Origin of the sequence: Streptomyces sp. NPDC001604 (assembly GCF_042893475.1) — a bacterium.
Classification (GTDB): Bacteria; Actinomycetota; Actinomycetes; order Streptomycetales; family Streptomycetaceae; genus Streptomyces.
This window is the reverse complement of record NZ_JBIAUY010000007.1, coordinates 77,987-94,299: the sequence shown is the minus strand read 5'-3', so window position 1 is coordinate 94,299 and position 16,313 is coordinate 77,987. Positions and strand designations below refer to the sequence as shown.

Here is a 16,313-nt window from a genome sequence, read left to right as displayed (position 1 = left end):
TGCTCAGTCGACGTCGGTGGTGGCGAGCCCGGCGTAGACGTCGGGCCGGGTGCGGCGCATCCGGGCGGCGAGGACGACGCCGATGAGGAAGACGGCCGGGGTGAGGGCGACCAGCGACCAGTTGACGGCCGGGCCGGCGCCGGTGAAGAGGTTCAGGCGGGTGCAGACCAGAGCGGTGGCTGCGGCGAGCAGGACCGCGGCGGCGCCGGGGGCGACCAGGGTGCGCAGCCGTCCCTCGCCGCGCTGCGGGGCGTTGCGGCGGAAGAAGGCGACGACCGCGCAGGCCGCCAGCAACTGCAGGACGAGGATGCCGACCACGCCGGGGGTGTTCACCCACAGCAGGAACTGGTTGTACGGGTCGGCGCCGATCGCCGCGAACACGGCCACGGTCGCTGCCGCCAGGACGCTCTGCACGAGGCCCGCGATCCACGGGGATCCGTGGCGGGGGTGGATGCGGCCGAGAGGGGTGGGCAGGGCGTGCTCGGTGGCGAGGGCGTAGCCGTAGCGGGTGATGGCGTTGTGGAAGGCGAGCAGGGAGGCCAGCAGGCTGGTGATGATCAGGATGCGCTGGAGGTCGGTGGCCCAGGTGCCGACGTACTGCGTCATGGCGGTGAAGAACATCTCGGCCGGGTTCTTGGCCGCCGTGCCGACCGCGCCGTCGTTGCCGAACGCCTGCACGATCACCCAGACGACGAACGTGTAGAAGAGGCCGAGGAAGGCGATGGCCACGTAGGTGGCGCGGGGCACGGTGCGGTCGGGGTCGCGAGCTTCCTCCCGGTAGATGGCGGTGGCCTCGAAGCCGGTGAAGGCGGCGACGGCCAGCCCCAGGGGCGCGCTCATCTGCGAGACGAAGACGTGGGAAGGCGCGAAGGAGGCCAGGCTCAGCCCGCTCGCTCCGCCCTTCATCAGGATCGCGCCCGCCAGCAGCACCAGGATCGCGGTCTCGGCGATCAGCAGCGCGGCCAGGACCTTGGCCCCCAGAGAGATGGAACGGAAGCCGAGGAACCAGACGACGGCCACGCCCGCGAAGGCGTAGACCCACCACGGCAGGTCGACGCCGAGCAGGTCGTCGGCCGTGCCGGCGGCGAAGAAGCCGAAGGCCCCGAACACACCGATCTGCAGGGCGTTGTAGGAGAACACGGCGAGCAGGGCCGCGCCGAGCCCGGCCGGACGCCCCAGCCCTCGCGTGATGTAGGAGTAGAAGGCGCCCGCGTTGCGGATGTACGGCGTCATGGCGGTGAAGCCCGCCGCGAACAGGCACAGCAGGACACCGATGGCCAGGTAGGCGACCGGGGCGCCGATGCCGCCGAAGAGGATCGCCAGTGGTGCGACACCGGCCATCACGGTGAGCGGCGCGGCCGCCGCCACCACGAAGAACACGATGTCGGCAAGGCCGAGCGTGCCGCGCCGCAGGTGGCTGCTCGCGTCGGTCCCGGCGGTCTGTGGGGGCTGCTGAGGTGCGGTGGGGGCGAGGGGCTCGGTCATGAGGTCTCCCGGTGGCGGTGTGATCGAGGGGATGAGCGCAGGTGCCCCTGACCCGCGGGCCGGCCGTGGCGTCGGCGTACTGACCGTACGTCTAGCCTCTTGCGGCACGCGACGGGGTGGAGATGCCGGCTTCGTGTGTGCGGCGGCCGGCGAGCCAGGTGCCCAGGACGGGCAGGTGCGCGAGCTCGGCCGGTGCGGTGGTGACCGGGTCGGCGGCCAGATGCACCAGGTCGGCGCGCATACCGGGGCGCAGCGCGCCCCAGTCCTTCTCCTCGAACGCCTGGTGGGCGCAGCCCGCGGAGTAGGCGGCAAGTGCGGTCGCGGTGTGGATCCGCTCTTCGGGGAGCCAGCCGCCCTCGGGAGTTCCCTCGGGGGTCTGGCGGGTGACTGCGGTGGCGATGCCCCGCAGTGGTTCGTGGGCGGTGACCGGCCAGTCGCTGCCGAACGCGACGCGGGCACCGGAGGCGAGCAGGGAGCCGATCTGGTACTGCCGCCGGCCGCGTTCCGTGCCGATCCGCGGAAGGATCAGTCTGGTCATCAGGGGGTCGCACTGCGCCCACAGCGGCTGCAGGTTGGCGATCACGCCGAGGGCCTTGAAACGGGGCAGGTCGACCGGGTCGATCAGCTCGGCGTGGGCGATGACGGGGCGTCGGTCGCGGGCTCCGTTCGCACGGTCGGCCTTCTCGACGGCGTCCAGGGCGGAACGGACGGCACCGTCCCCGATGGCGTGCACATGGGGCCGGAACCCGAGCGCGTCCACGGCGACGACGGCCTCGGCGAGCTCGGCGGGTGCCCAGGTGGCCATACCGTGCGAGTGGGGGCAGTCGGCGTAGGGCTCCAGCAGCGCGGCGGTGCCCGCCTCGATCACTCCGTCCGCGAAGAACTTCACACTCCGCGCGGAGAGAAGTCCGGGCGCCGCGCTCTCGATCCGTTCGCGGTCGGCGGTGAAGCGTTCGATCCGCTCCCGCCAGCCGTCGGGTTCCAGCAGGAAGCACAGGTCGGCGCGGACCGGCAGGCCCGGTGCGGTGGTCGCGGCGGTGATCCAGACGTCTGCGAGGTCGGGTGTGACCAGGGCGTCCTGCACCCAGGTCACCCCGGCGGCGGCGAACCGGGCGGCGGCCTCGCGCAGGGCGTCCACGTGCTCTGCGTGGGACGGCGCCGGAACGAGGGAGAGGACCGGGTTCAGGGCGCCGAACTCGCGCAGTGTGCCCAGTGGTTGGTCACTGCCGTCCCGGCGGACGATCCGACCGCCCGTGGGATCCGCGGTGGCGGCGGTGTACCCGGCGCGCCGTAGGGCCTCGCCGTTCACCCAGGCCGTGTGGTGGTCGGAGGTGCGCAGCAGCACCGGGCGGTCGGGTACGGCGGCGTCCAGCCATCGTGCGTCGAACAGCCCGTCCGGTGCCAGCCAGGGGTCGAAGCCGTCGCCGGTGATCCACTCCGCCTCGGGGTGCGCTTCGGCCCAGTGCCGTACGGCGTCGACGATCTCCTCGACGGACGCGCACTCCCGGACGGGCACACCGCGCAGTCCGAGCCCGCCGAGCACCGGATGGACATGGCCGTCGCCGAACGCCGGCAGCAGCGCCCCGCCCTCCAGGTCGACCACGGCGGTACGAGGACCGCGCAGGGCGAGCGCCTGGGGACCCAGTGCACTGATCCGGCCGTCCGTGACGGCGAGGGCCTCATGACAGCCGGCGTCGGTGTCCCCGGTGCGGACGGTTCCCCCGGTGAAGACGATGTCTGCATGCATGGCGTGGCAGTGCCCTCCTGCGACCTGGTACGACGTCCGAATCCCTTAACTGAATGACATTCGGTTTCCGGTAATGTAGGCGTCGCCGCAACGGAGCGGAAGAGTTTTACTGAAAGTCATTCGGTAATGTTTGGGAGACGGCGGCCCGAGCGGCCCGCCCTCCCGCACACATGAGACGAGGAGTCGCCGTGCCACGGCCACGCACCCCGCTGCTGGACCGGCGACGCATCGGCGCCGCCGCACTGCGCCTGGCCGACGAGCAGGGCACCCTCACCATCCCCGCCCTGGCCCGCGCCCTCGGAGTGGCTCCCTCGGCGCTCTACCATCACGTCTCGGGCCGCGCCGAGATCATCTCCCTCATGCGCGAGGAGCTGGCGCTGACCGCCGGCGGCGCCGAGCAGGACTGGTCCCAGCCCTGGGAGCAGGCCCTGGAGGCCTGGGCCCGCTCCTACCTCGCCGCGTTCGCCGCTCATCCCGGCGCGGTGCCGCTCCTCGCCGTGGCCCCGCTCGCCGAGCCCTTCATGCATGCCATGTACGAGAAGATCGCCGAGCTGCTGCTCTCCGCGGGGTTCGCCGAAGCCCAGGTCATGCCGCTGGTCACCGCCCTGGAGAGCTTCATCCTCGGCTCGGCCCTCGACCTGGTCTCCCCGCCGGTCATGGTCTCCGACGTCACCCGCGAAACAGCCCCGCACCTCAGTGCCGTACTCGATCGGACGCCGACCGACCACACGCGCGCGGAGCAGTCCTTCGACACCGGCCTACGGGCCATGCTCACCGGCTTCGGTCACCTGCTGGGCGACAACTGACCGGCCCTCACCCGTCGGCGGGCCGAGGAACGGCCATCTCTCCGAGCAGGGACCAGTCGTCCTGCGGGACCGTCGCGTTGATGATGCGCGGGGTCTCGGCGAGGTAGGGCGGCAGCGTCTTCTGCGCGGTCCCGAAGTGCTCGGAACCGACATGCGCGGCGCCCGCCTCGTCGTCGCGAAAGGCCTCCACGAGGACATACTCGGCCGGGTCCTCGACGCTGCGGGACCAGTCGAACCAGAGGCAGCCGGGTTCGGCGCGCGTCGCCCGGGTGAACTCGGCAGCGATCTCCGGCCAGTCGTCCGCGTGCTCCGGCAGGACACGGAACTTCGCCGTGATGAAGATCATCTCAGGGCTCCTCGGAGAGTGTGCTGGGCTGAACCGGCCGTGTTCTGCGCGGCCGTGCTCCTCGGGTACATGGTCGCTGCCGGGCGCTTCTTCTGGGCACTCGAACCGAAGGTCTGTGACGGTCCCGGTCGGACAGGGCCGTGGCAGCAGCACCTGCACCGCGGCGTCGAACCACGGAACCCTCTGGTCAGCTCGGGCCGTCCGCGCTGGGAGCAGGGCAGCCCCGGGGCCGCGCCGGGTACCGACTGAGCGAAGATCCATCGCTGCTCGGCTTCTGCCGCCGAGCCTTCAGTCGCCGCCACCAGGGCTGCGGATCATCCGGCTCGACAGGTGCGTCCGGCAGTGCCGAAAAGGCGCCGGCCTTTGCGTGCCAGCCGCTGAACACGCCACGGAACACCGGGTGGGGCTCGTGCGGTAGAGGGCCCCTCGATGAAGCCACTGCGCTCTCCTTCGCTTGCTCCGTTACCGTTAACGTGACCGGTAACGTGATTGTTGCCCAGGGGAGGAGAGTCCGTCAACGGCAGCCGCCGGACGGGGGATGGCGCGGCAGCCCGGTGAACCTGATTGACTTGGGCACAGGGCGGCACAGGAACAGAAGTGAGTGGGCAGCGTGGCCGGACAGCGGGGAACGGATGACCAGCGGGCGCGGGGTGTGAAAACCGTCAAGCGCGTCACGCTCCGCGACGTCGCCCAGGCGGCGGGCGTGTCCCATCAGACCGTCTCCCGGGCGATCAACGGCAAGGGGGAGATCGACCCGGCAACCCAGCAACGGGTGCTCGATGTCGCCAGGCAGTTGCGGTACCGGCCCAGCCGGTTCGGCCGGGGGCTGGTCCGCCCGGACGTCGTATCCGTCGGGCTCGTCGTGCCCGACGTGGTCAACCCCTTCTTCCCGGAGTTCGTGGCAGGGGTGATCGCGGCCGCGGACGAACGTGACTGGCAGGTGCTCGTGGCCAGCACCGAGAACGACCGGTCCCGGGAGCTGGCCCTGGTCCGCTCACTCGGCCAGCAGGTCGATGCCCTGGTCGGCTACATCAGCCATCCCGATGAGCAGCTCGAGCCGTACCTGGGCGGCACGCCGCTGGTCCTGGTCGATCGCGGGCTGGACTCTTCGCACCACGCGTTGGTCCACATCGACACCGCGACGGGCATCAGGGCCGGGCTGCAGCACCTCGTCGACCGTGGTCACCGCCGGATCGGCCTGATCGACTGCGAGTGCCTCAGCGCCCCGCTGGTCCGGCGCCGGACCTTCCTCGAAGTCGCCGGCGAATACGCGCTGCCGGTCGACGAGGACTGGATCGTCATGGCCGAGCAGTCCCCGGCCGGGGGTGCCGCCGGGTTCGAGGCGCTGTACGCCGCGCACCCGGACCTGACCGCTGTGGTCGCCTTCAACGACATGGTGGCGATCGGCGCGCTCCGGGCCGCCCGCCGGCTCGAAGTCCACGTGCCGGACGACTGCGCGCTGGTCGGCTACGACGGGCTGAGCGTCGTCGATCTGATCGATCCGCCACTGACCACCGTCCACCTCGACAAGCGACGGCTGGGCGAACTGGCCATCCACCAGGTCGACCAGCTCCTCGCAGGTGAACAGCCGCCCCCCATCGTCCTGACACCGAGCCTGAAAGTCCGCGGCACGACGTGAGCCGCCTCTGACCTCGATCCATCAGCGAGGAGGGCGGTGCACAGGCGTGGGCCCGTCTGCGATCCGGCGCCGCTGCCCCGGCCGACCGGCGCCCCTTCGGAAACGCCGAAGCCCCGGTTCCGCCGCCCCTGGCGGAACCGGGCCTCTGCCCGCGGCGCCCTGCGCCTAACTCATCGCACCTCCCGCGCATACGGCGCCACGACGATCCGGTCGATCAGCGGCGCGTAGCGGGAGCGGAGCAGCACCCCCGGGAAGGTGTCCGAGGCGTAGGTCGTGCCGTCGAAGTTGGGCAGTTCCTCGGAGCGGAAGGTGATGGTGTTCCGGCCCTTCTCCAGGTGGACCGGGACGGTCAGTTCCCAGAAGTTGTCCTGGTGGAAGGTGTGCGGGAAGCTGACGCGCTGCATCGTGCCGCCGTTGACGGTGATGTCGGCGTGGCGGGCCAGCGGGTCCGGGTTGTAGTGGGTGGCCTCGGACTGCTCGGGGTTCGAGTAGCGGATGCGCAGCGCGTACAGGCCGGTCTTGTCCGCGGCGACCGAGAACGTCGCCGTGTTGCCGTTGCCCGGGTCGCCGCCGATCCCGGTGATCGCCGTACCGTCCGTCGCCAGGGGCAGCGAGGTCAGCGCGGCCGAGCCCGCCAGCTTGGCGTCCTGCGCCTCGTACGTACGCGTCCTGAGCGCACCGTCGGTGGGTGTGACCCTCAGCCGGTCGACGAGGGTGGTGGTTGAACCCCCGGTCAGCGTCACCTTGTTGATGCCGCCCGAGAGGGAGACGGCGACCTTGTGCCGGGCCTTGGTCATGTGCAGGACCTCGTGCCCGTTGACCGACAGCCGTGCGTCCGCTGCGCCGAGGGTGTCGACGTCGAGGGTGGCCTCGCGGTCGGCGGGGGAGTAGACCCAGAACGTGGCCGTCTGGCCCTTCGCGAGCCGGGCCGCGCCCGAGCCCGTGGCCGGGGTTCCGGCCTCCTTCGGCAGGTCGTAGACGGGGCGCGCCCCGCCGCCCAGCCAGGCCAGTTCGCCCTCGTGGACCTCGGTGGCCGCCGACGGGTCCGGCAGGGACAGGGTGAGGCGGTCGACGATGGCGTCGCCCTTGGTGGCGCGCTTGCCGTCGAGGCTCTTCGCGGCGAGCGTCAGGGTGTGCCTGCCCTTGGTGAGATGCACCTTGGTGTCGGTGTGGTCCCACACGACCCACTTGTAGCCGAGTGGCAGGTACAACTCCTGCTCGCTGTCCGCCTGTCCGTCCACCCGTAGGAAGACGTTGGTGGGGCCCTGCTCCCTCACTTTGTCGAAGGTGTTGAGGGAGTTGGCGAAGACGCTCAGGTCGTACGTGCCGTCCTCAGGCACGTCCACGGCGAAGTCGAGCGTGACGTCCGACCCGGTGCGCAGGCCGCCGACGTCGTAGCCGCCGGAGGTGTAGAACTTCGACACGTCGGCCGTCGAGCCCTCGGGGCCGTTCCTGGAGTAGCCGGCCCCGGTGTGGGCCGCGTCCTCCGCCTCGTACGACCCCTGCCAGCGCACGGGCGCGGACTGCGTGCCCTTCGCCTTGCCGGCCGGGCTGAGGACGATCTCGTACGCCGAGGACTCCTTCAGCTTCGGCAGCGTGCCGTCGCCGAAGTCCACGACGGCCGTCCCGTCGGCACCGACCTTCAGGTTCGTCTCCGTCAGCAGCTTCGGGCCGGAGTTGTCGCCGATCTGCCCGCTCCAGTCGATCTCCCGCACCCAGGCGTGGACCCGGTCCCCGAAGACCTTCTTCGGGATGCCCGCGAAGGTGATGTGTCCCTTGCCGGTCGAGCCGCCGAAGATCAGCCGGGCCTGCTTCTTCTTCTCGTCGAGCGTGGCCACGCCCTGCATGGTGTAGTTCTGGCCGGGGAACGGCGGGGTCACCTCCACGGTGTGCCCGCTCATCGAGGCGTACGAGTGCAGCAGCCACCACTGGCCGTTGCCGCGGCCCGACTGCACCGCGGAGTCGGAGAGGTTGCCGTCGATGTTCCAGTACGCGATGTCGGCGTCCACCTTGGACTCCTCGATCGCGGACACCCACTGGATCATCTGGCCCGGGACGGAGGTGTGGTAGTTGAAGGCGTACTCGTTGATGTTGACGGGAAGTCGGGTTCCTTCGCGGGAGGTTCCCTTGAACAGGTCCTTCTCCCAGGCCCGGTACTTGGCGACGCTCTCGCGCACCGCCTCCGGGTGGCTCAGCTCGTGCCAGGTGATGACGTCCGGGAGCGTGCCGGCGGCCAGGGTGTGCGTGAGGAAGCCCTTCACCTGGTCGTACAGGATGCTGGTGTTGGGGCCCGCGATCCGGGCGTCCGGCATCTTGCCCTTGATGAGCCTGTAGGCGGAGTCCCAGGCGGCGAAGTAGTCCTTGGGGTCGCTCAGCCAGCTGACCTTGTCGTAACTCCACTCGCCGGTGCCGAACATGTTGCCCTCGGGCTCGTTGAACGGCACGAAGACGATGTTGTCCTGGTACTGCCTCGGCAGCTGCAGCACCTGGTCGACCTGCCCCGCGATCTTCTCCTCGTAGAGCCTGAGCTTCTCCTCGGGGGTGGCGCCGGGCCACTCGTACGGGAAGCCGCGGTGGATGTCCGTCATGTAGATGTACACGTCGCCGTCGGTGGAGTCGGCCAGCGGCTCGACCACGTCCAGGGCGTCGGCGCCGGGGTGCTGCGGGCCGTCCTGCGCCTTGGTGGAGACCGTGCGCAGGCCCATGCCCTCGATGAGGTTGTTGGTGGGGACGCCCGGCCCGTACACGCCGTAGAGGGTGCCGGAGGCACCGCCGTGGAACGTGCCGGTGTCCGAGCCGAGGTCGACGGTCAGGGCTCCCTCGCGGACCACGGTGACGGTCGCCTGCACCGCGCGTCCGGCGGCGGTTCCGGCCACCGTGAAGGTGCCCGGCTGCGCGTACTTCTCCGCCGGTACCGCGTCCCAGGTGACCGGGGTGTCGCGGTCGTAGCCGTCGGAGAAGGAGGAGCGGACGGCCGCGGGCAGGGAGGGGGCCGTCCCGGTCGTCGTACGGACCTCGAAGGAGGTCTGCGAGAGCTGATCGAGGGTGGGAAGCGACCCGACCGTACCGGCCACCTGCTCCGCGGTGAGCGCCGAGTGCCAGACCGTGAAGTCGTCGATCGCACCCTTGAGCAGCGGGTCCGGGTAGAAGGACTTGCCGATGTAGCCGGCCGCGGTGGCCGACCCGTCCAGCAGGTCCTTGGCCCTGACGTTCGTCGCGGCGGAGGAGACCGCCACCCCGTCGAGGTAGGTGGTGACCCGGTGGGCGGCGGTGTCGAGGGTGACGGTGACGGTCCGCCAGCCGTCGGCGGGCAGTGGCGCGTACCCGGAGACCTGCGCCTCCGCGCCCCCTCCGCCGGTGGTCACGGCGGTGCGCAGCACACTGCCGTTGTACGGCGTCGTGAACAGGTACTTGCCGGTGTCGGTGCCCAGATCGAAGATCCGCTGCCAGGCCGACTTGTCGCCGCTCCACTTCACCCGGGCCGAGACTGTCAGGTCGCTTGCGTCACCGAGCACTTCGCGGGGGAGGCGGACGTACGCGCCGTCCGAGGTGGGCGCCCCGCCGGGCAGGGACAGCGCCTTGCCGCCGTCCGAGCCTTCCACGGACCGGGCGGTGGAGCCGTTCACCAGGGTCGCCGTCAGCCCGTTGCCGGAGCTGTCGGTGATCTTGCCGGAGGCGAGGTCGTCCTGGTCGAAGGTGTAGTGGGCGGCGGGCTGGGGCGTATCGGCTGCCTGCGCGGGGACGGCCGGTGCGGCCAGCAGGCCCGCACCGAGAGCCAGCACCATGGCGGCCGGGGCACGGCGCCGGGCGGATCTGTCAGCGGATGGCATGGATTGCGTCCTCAATCCTTGTGTATCGGCGTATCGGCATGCGTCGAACCGGTTCGATTGCCAGGCCGCCACCTGCAAGGGAGTGCGCCCACAGATGGCGGAACTGGCGGCTCCGATCGGTCATCGAACCGGTTCGGGGAAGCTAGCACCGGGAATTCCGGCCAGCAATCCCTCCCGCACCAACAAATCCGGACCTTCTGGCGGGCCGCAGCAGTGTTGTCAGAGGTGTTGACAGGCGTCGGTCAGGTTCCTACCTTCACTTCACGCGAACCGGTTCGATGACCGGCTTGCGCATACGCTGTCCACCGAGGAGCCGAACCGGTTCAAGCAGGGTTCGAGCAAGGAGCCGCCCGTGAACATCGGAGAGATCGCCCGCCGGGCCGGTGTCTCGCGGAGCACCGTCTCCTACGCACTGAGTGGCAAGCGCCCGGTCTCGGACGACACCCGTCGGAAGATCCAGCAGGTCATCGACGAGCTCGGCTACCGGCCGAACGCCAGCGCCCGCGCCCTCGCCAACGGCCGCACCAGCACCATCGGCCTCGTCTTCCCACCCGCCGGCAACCACTACACCGGAATGCAGCTCGACTTCATCGGCAGCGTGGTGGAGGCCGCCGCGGCCCATGACTACGACGTACTGCTCTCCCCGAGCGGCGTGGACAGCGACCGCTCGTTCCAGCGGCTGCTGGGGGAGCGGCGGGTCGACGGCGCCATCCTCATGGAGATCAGGCTCGAGGACGACCGGGTCGACCACCTGGCCGAGCTGAACTTCCCCTCCGTCGCCATCGGCCGTACCGCCCACCCGGAAAGCGGCTGGTGGGTCGGGCTGGACCACACCGCGCTGGCCGCGGCGTGCGTCCATCACCTGGCGGACCTCGGTCACCGCCGGGTCGCCTTCGTCAACCGGCCCGAGCAGCTGCTGCGGGCCGGGTACGAGTCCGCGCACCGCGGCCTGGACGGCTTCACCAAGGCCGCGGCCGAACGCGGGCTGACCGTGCGGACGTACTGCTGCGGGGACGACGCGGCAGCCGGGCAGGCCTGCCTGGAACAGATCCTGCACGACGACCCGGCCACCACCGGCCTGGTCACCTTGAACGAGGCCGCTCTCGGCGGCCTGTACCGGGGGCTCGCCCAGGCCGGCCGCCATGTGCCGCGCGACTTCTCCGTCACCGGGGTCGTCGCCGGCCGCTGGGCGGAGACGGTGAACCCGCAGCTCACCGCCGCCGACGTACCGGCCGAGGAGATGGGCCGGCGCGCCGTCGACCTGCTGGTGGAACGGCTCGACCGCCCCGACGCCCCGCCCCGCCACCATCTCCTCGCACCGCCGATCTCCCTGCGGGGCAGCACGGGGCCCGTCACCGCGCCCTGACCGCACCCGCGTAGTACTCCTCAACTCACTTCACTCAACCGGCCGTTCGCACCGCACGACAGGCGCCGTCCGTCGTGCCCGCTTGCCTCGCCCTGCCCGCTTGTCCTCGCGACGAGGGGACAGGCCTGCACCAACCATGCCCGCACCCACCCGTGCCCTCGGCACCCGCATGCCCAGACCAAAGGAACCCTCGCCATGAACAGCTCCTCCAGACAGCGCCGTCTGACCGCCGCGGCCGTGACCGCGCTTGCCGTGGCCGTCTCCGCCACCGCCTGCTCCTCCGGCTCGGGCAGCACCGACACCAAGGGCGCCGGCGGCGGCACGTACACGATCTGGGACCCGTACCCGCAGTTCGACAAGACCTCGGACTGGGCGAAGCTGCTCGACCAGTGCGGCACCAAGGCCGGCGTGAAGGTCAAGCGGACCGCGTTCGACACCAGCGACCTGGGCAACAAGACGCTGCTTGCGGCGCAGCAGGGCAACTCGCCGGACGTCCTCATCGTCGACAACCCGGTGGTGTCCACCCTCGCGGAGGCGGGTGTGCTCACCACGACCGACGACAACAAGCTGGACACCTCGAAGGCCGACCCCAACCTGCTCGCGGCCGGCCAGTCGGGTGGCAAGACCTACGGCACGCCGATCGGCGCCAACACCCTTGCCCTCTACTACAACAAGAAGGTGCTGAAGGCGGCCGGGGTGAACGTCGCCTCGATCAAGGACTGGACGTCGCTGACGGCGGCCCTTGCGAAGGTCAAGAAGGCCGGCAAGAAGGGCATCACCTTCTCGGCGATCGGCACGGAGGAGGGCAGCTTCCAGTTCCTGCCCTGGTTCTGGGGCTCGGGCGCCAAGCTGACCGAACTCGACTCCTCCCAGGCCGTGTCCGCGCTCTCCCTGTGGAAGGACTGGCTGAAGGAGGGCTACGCCCCCAACTCGGTCCTCAACAACACCCAGACCACCAGCTGGCAGGAGTTCGCCAGCGGCGACTACGCCTTCAGCGAGAACGGCACCTGGCAGCTCGCCAACGCCAAGAAGGCGGGCTTCGACTACGGCGTCCTGCCCATCCCCGCGGCCACCGGCGGCAGCGCGGCGGCTCCGACCGGCGGTGAGTTCGTCACCGTCCCGGTCCAGAAGGACAGCGGCCGCTATGCCACCTCCCAGAAGCTGGTGACCTGTCTGACCAGCGGCGACAACCTCTACAACACCGACACCACGCTGTCCTACGTGGCCCCCACCAGCGAGGTCCAGGCCAAGCAGGTGGCCGCGAACACCGAGCTGAAGCCGTGGGTCGACGCCGTCAAGGCCGCCAAGGGCCGCACCAGCGACGACCTGGGCACCAAGTACCCCAAGATCTCCGAGCAGATGTGGAAGGCCGTCCAGTCCGCCCTCAGCGGCTCCAAGTCGCCCAAGGACGCGCTGAGTTCGGCGCAGTCCGCGGCCAAGTGACATGAGCCCGATGAAGCAGCTGAAGCAGACGAACCGTCCGCCGGACCACCGGCCCGCGGACGACCGGAACGGGGCGGCCACCGCCGCCCCGCCCCGCACCAGCAAGCATCGCCGGCCCGCCTCCACTCAGTGGGCCGCCTGGGGATTCCTCGCCCCGGTGACCCTCTACCTGGCCCTCTTCTACGCCTATCCGCTCTACCGCAACATCGACCTGAGCCTGCGCAACTACACCGTCCGCTCCTTCGTCCAGGGCGACGCACCCTTCACCGGTCTCGCCAACTACCGCACCGTCTTCGACAACCCGACCTTCACCCCGGCCCTGCTGCACACCGCGCTCTTCACCGCCGTCTGCCTGGTCTTCCAATACGCCATCGGGCTCGCCCTCGCGGTCTTCTTCAACCAGCACTTCCGGCTCTCCGCGACCCTGCGCGCCCTGTTCCTCGTACCGTGGCTGCTGCCGCTGATCGTGTCGGCGTCCACCTGGTCGTGGATGCTCAACACCGACTCCGGCATCGTCAACGCCGCCCTGCACGCCCTCGGCATCGGGCCGGTCAACTGGCTGACCTCGCCGTCCTGGTCGCTGACCTCGGTGATCATCGCGAACATCTGGATCGGCGTCCCGTTCAACCTGGTCGTGCTCCACAGCGGTCTGCAGTCCATCCCGGCCGGCCTGTACGAGGCCGCCGCCCTGGACGGGGCGGGCGCCTGGCGCCGGTTCTGGAGCATCACCTTCCCACTGCTGCGCCCGGTCTCCGCCATCACCCTGCTGCTGGGGCTGGTCTACACGCTCAAGGTCTTCGACATCATCTGGATCATGACCAAGGGCGGCCCGGCCGACTCCTCCACCACCTTCGCCACCTGGTCCTACCAGCTCGGCTTCGGCAACCTGCTCCCCGCCTTCGGCCCGGGCGCGGCCGTCGGCAATCTGCTCGTGGTCGCCGCGCTCGTCTTCGGCCTGGTCTACGTCCGGGTGCAGAGAAAGCAGGCCCTGTCATGAGCCGCATCCGCAGGCGTACGTGGGTGAAGACCACGCTCGGCGTCGTACTGACCGCGATCATGCTCTTCCCGGTGTACTGGATGCTCAACGTGTCCCTGACCCGCGACCAGGACATGCGCAAGAGCCCACCGGACCTGCTGCCGCTGCACGGCACCCTGGCCGGCTACCGCACCGTCCTGGACGAGCAGTTGCCCTACCTCGGCACCAGCCTCGTCATCGGCCTGGGCACCGTCCTGCTGACCGTGCTCCTGTCCGCACCCGCCGGCTACGCGCTGGCCAAGCTGCGCCCGCGCGGCGGCGGCATCCTCGGCTTCGTCCTGCTGGCCGCGCAGATGATCCCCGGGATCATCATGGCGATGGGCTTCTACGCCATCTACCTCCAGCTCGGGCTGCTCCAGTCCGTTTCCGGCCTGATCGTCGCCGACTCCACCCTGGCCGTCCCGTTCGCGGTGCTGATCTTCACGGCGTTCATGTCGGGCATCCCCGGCGAACTGCTCCAGGCCGCGCAGATGGACGGGGCGATGGCGCTGCGGACCTTCTGGTCCGTGGTGCTGCCGATGAGCCGCAACGCCGTCGTCACGGTGTCCCTGTTCGCCTTCCTGTGGTCCTGGTCCGACTTCGTCTTCGCCAGCACCCTGGTCAACGGCGGCGCCCACGAGCCGATCACCCTCGGCATCTACCACTACATCGGCAACAACAACCAGCAGTGGAACGCCATCATGGCCACCGCCGTCGTCGCCTCGCTGCCCGCCGCGGTGATTCTCGTTCTCGCCCAGCGGTACGTCGCGGCCGGCGTGACCGCAGGCGCCGTCAAGGACTGAGCCCCCCCAACCCGCCACAGAAATCAGCTAGTTGTCGGTCGACTGCTGCCCCTGCCCCCAGAAACGAGTCACGCCACCATGACCGCCGCCCCGTCCGGCCCGGCCTTCTCCGTCCAGGACATTCCGTTCAGTACCTACGGATCCTGGTTCGACATCTCGCCCGTGATCGCGGAGAAGACGTACGCCGAGGATCTCCACCTCGTCTCGCACCAGAACGGTATGCACGGCGTCCTGCGCCTTGTCCCTCTGAACCCGGCGAACGGCGGTCGCGCCGCGACCCGTGTCGAGGCGACTCCGGGCCTGCTCCGCTGGTTCGGCGCGAGCGGACGGGTCGACCTCGCCTACGAGTCGCCGGACACCGTACGTCTGCGGGGGAGCGGCCTGAACATCGGGGTGTTCGCCGCCGCCCAGGCACTGACGCCGTTCAGCGGGACGTACTTCTTCCACGATCCGGCGGCGGGCGCGCACGTCTTCACGTCGTACGAGACCGGGCGCCGGTACCGCGTGACCGTGCTGGCAGGCTCCCTTGCCGAGGCGGCCGGGACGCAGGCCCTGGGCAGTGCCGACCGCGGCCTGGCCATCGCGGAGGACGGGGACGGCAGCTGGGAGATCGCAGTCGAGGAACTCGACACCGCCCGCCCGCCGTACACGTCCTCGGCGACCTTCGACGAGGTCGTGGCAAGCGCACAGGGCGCCTTCGCGGACTTCGTCGACGCGGTGGCCCCCTGGCGTTCGGCCGCCACACCGGCCGCCGAACTCGCCGCCTACGTCCTCTGGTCGGCGACCGTACGGCCGACGGGCCTGGTCACCCGGCCCGCCGTGCTGATGTCCAAGCACTGGATGGACAAGGTGTGGAGCTGGGACCACTGCTTCAACGCCCTTGTCCTGGCGCCCGGTTCGCCGGAGCTGGCGCTGGACCAGTTCCACCTGCCCTTCGACCACCAGGACGCCGCGGGCGCCCTGCCCGACTCGGTCACCCACTCCGAGGTCCTGTACAACTTCGTCAAGCCGCCCATCCACGGCTGGGCCTTCGGCCGCTTGCGCCGCCGTCTGCCGATGCCTCCTGGCCGGGACCAACTGGCCCAGGTGTACGCGCGGTTGGAGCGCTGGACGAACTTCTGGCTCACCGCACGACGAGCCCCGGGGGCCGAACTGGCCTACTACCAGCACGGCAACGACAGCGGCTGGGACAACGCCACCACGTTCGACCCGGAGCGGGTGGTCGTCACCGCCGACCTGGCCGCCTTCCTCGTCCTCCAGCTGCACGAACTCGCCGATATGGCCGGGGAGTTGGGTGAGGTGGATGCGGTGCGCCGATGGACGGCGGCGGCCGAGGCGACACAGACGGCGCTGCTCGACCAGCTGTGGACCGGCGAACGGTTCGTCGCCCGGGGAGCCGCCGGCGGGGACACCTGGAGCAGCGCAAGCCTCCTCGACCTGATGCCCATCGTGCTGGGCGAGCACCTGCCCGGTGAGATCAGCAGCGCGCTGGCCGACCACATCAAGGCCCACCTCACCCCGTACGGCCTGGCCACCGAACTGACCACCTCGCCGCACTACCTCGCCGACGGCTACTGGCGCGGCCCGATCTGGGCCCCCGCCACCGTCCTGGTCGAGGACGGCCTGCGGCGCGCCGGCCACCACCGGCTGGCCGACGACGTCAGCGCCCGCTTCCGCGCCCTGTGCGAGACCCACGGCTTCGCCGAGAACTTCGACGCCCTCACCGGAACGGGCCTGCGCGACCGCGCCTACACCTGGACCGCCAGCAGCTACCTCCTGCTGGCCGAAGCACACGCACACCGGGGTGGCCGCTGACCGGCTGCCTTACGCGAG

11 protein-coding genes are annotated in these 16,313 nt (G+C 70.3%); 7 read left to right on the top strand and 4 right to left on the bottom strand.

Annotation, left to right across the window (positions count from 1 at the left end; all coding sequences use genetic code 11):
• Nucleotides 1-3 precede the first annotated feature (3 nt).
• Both ACFY1E_RS20995 and ACFY1E_RS20990 read right to left on the bottom strand, forming a co-directional pair.
• Nucleotides 4-1,485, bottom strand: coding sequence for an APC family permease (locus ACFY1E_RS20995; protein ID WP_389078030.1), 1,482 nt, complete (start codon nucleotides 1,483-1,485; stop codon nucleotides 4-6).
• 91 nt (nucleotides 1,486-1,576) lie between these two features.
• On the bottom strand, nucleotides 1,577-3,232 hold the full coding sequence (locus ACFY1E_RS20990) for an amidohydrolase (protein WP_389078027.1): 1,656 nt from the start codon (nucleotides 3,230-3,232) through the stop codon (nucleotides 1,577-1,579).
• 188 nt (nucleotides 3,233-3,420) lie between these two features.
• Between ACFY1E_RS20990 and ACFY1E_RS20985 the strand changes: the two genes are divergently transcribed.
• Complete coding sequence (locus ACFY1E_RS20985; RefSeq protein WP_389078025.1) at nucleotides 3,421-4,038, top strand: TetR/AcrR family transcriptional regulator; 618 nt, start codon at nucleotides 3,421-3,423, stop codon at nucleotides 4,036-4,038.
• A gap of 7 nt (nucleotides 4,039-4,045) precedes the next feature.
• Here ACFY1E_RS20985 and ACFY1E_RS20980 read toward each other — a convergent pair whose 3' ends face one another.
• A complete protein-coding gene (locus tag ACFY1E_RS20980; protein ID WP_389078022.1) occupies nucleotides 4,046-4,384 on the bottom strand; it encodes a putative quinol monooxygenase in 339 nt (112 codons plus the stop codon).
• A 652-nt stretch (nucleotides 4,385-5,036) separates the two neighbouring features.
• Between ACFY1E_RS20980 and ACFY1E_RS20975 the strand changes: the two genes are divergently transcribed.
• Nucleotides 5,037-6,023 carry a LacI family DNA-binding transcriptional regulator gene (locus tag ACFY1E_RS20975; RefSeq protein ID WP_389078020.1) on the top strand — a complete coding sequence of 329 codons (987 nt, stop codon included), beginning with the start codon at nucleotides 5,037-5,039 and terminating at the stop codon, nucleotides 6,021-6,023.
• A 170-nt stretch (nucleotides 6,024-6,193) separates the two neighbouring features.
• Here the strand turns inward: ACFY1E_RS20975 and ACFY1E_RS20970 are convergent, their stop codons facing one another.
• Nucleotides 6,194-9,808 (bottom strand): LamG-like jellyroll fold domain-containing protein, encoded by a 3,615-nt coding sequence (locus ACFY1E_RS20970; protein ID WP_389078615.1) that lies wholly within the window; start codon nucleotides 9,806-9,808, stop codon nucleotides 6,194-6,196.
• Nucleotides 9,809-10,205: 397 nt separating this feature from the next.
• Between ACFY1E_RS20970 and ACFY1E_RS20965 the strand changes: the two genes are divergently transcribed.
• The 5 genes from ACFY1E_RS20965 (at nucleotide 10,206) to ACFY1E_RS20945 (ending at nucleotide 16,295) form a co-directional block, all read left to right on the top strand.
• On the top strand, nucleotides 10,206-11,219 hold the full coding sequence (locus ACFY1E_RS20965) for a LacI family DNA-binding transcriptional regulator (protein WP_389078017.1): 1,014 nt from the start codon (nucleotides 10,206-10,208) through the stop codon (nucleotides 11,217-11,219).
• A 195-nt stretch (nucleotides 11,220-11,414) separates the two neighbouring features.
• A complete protein-coding gene (locus ACFY1E_RS20960) occupies nucleotides 11,415-12,662 on the top strand; it encodes an extracellular solute-binding protein (RefSeq protein ID WP_389078015.1) in 1,248 nt (415 codons plus the stop codon).
• 10 nt (nucleotides 12,663-12,672) lie between these two features.
• On the top strand, nucleotides 12,673-13,659 hold the full coding sequence (locus ACFY1E_RS20955) for a carbohydrate ABC transporter permease (protein WP_389078012.1): 987 nt from the start codon (nucleotides 12,673-12,675) through the stop codon (nucleotides 13,657-13,659).
• The gene (locus ACFY1E_RS20950; protein WP_389078010.1) at nucleotides 13,656-14,480 is read left to right on the top strand and encodes a carbohydrate ABC transporter permease; all 825 of its coding nucleotides are present in this window, start codon (nucleotides 13,656-13,658) and stop codon (nucleotides 14,478-14,480) included. The genes ACFY1E_RS20955 and ACFY1E_RS20950 overlap by 4 nt, the downstream gene beginning before the upstream one ends.
• Before the next feature lie 78 nt (nucleotides 14,481-14,558).
• The gene (locus ACFY1E_RS20945) at nucleotides 14,559-16,295 is read left to right on the top strand and encodes an amylo-alpha-1,6-glucosidase (RefSeq protein ID WP_389078007.1); all 1,737 of its coding nucleotides are present in this window, start codon (nucleotides 14,559-14,561) and stop codon (nucleotides 16,293-16,295) included.
• Nucleotides 16,296-16,313 lie beyond the last annotated feature (18 nt).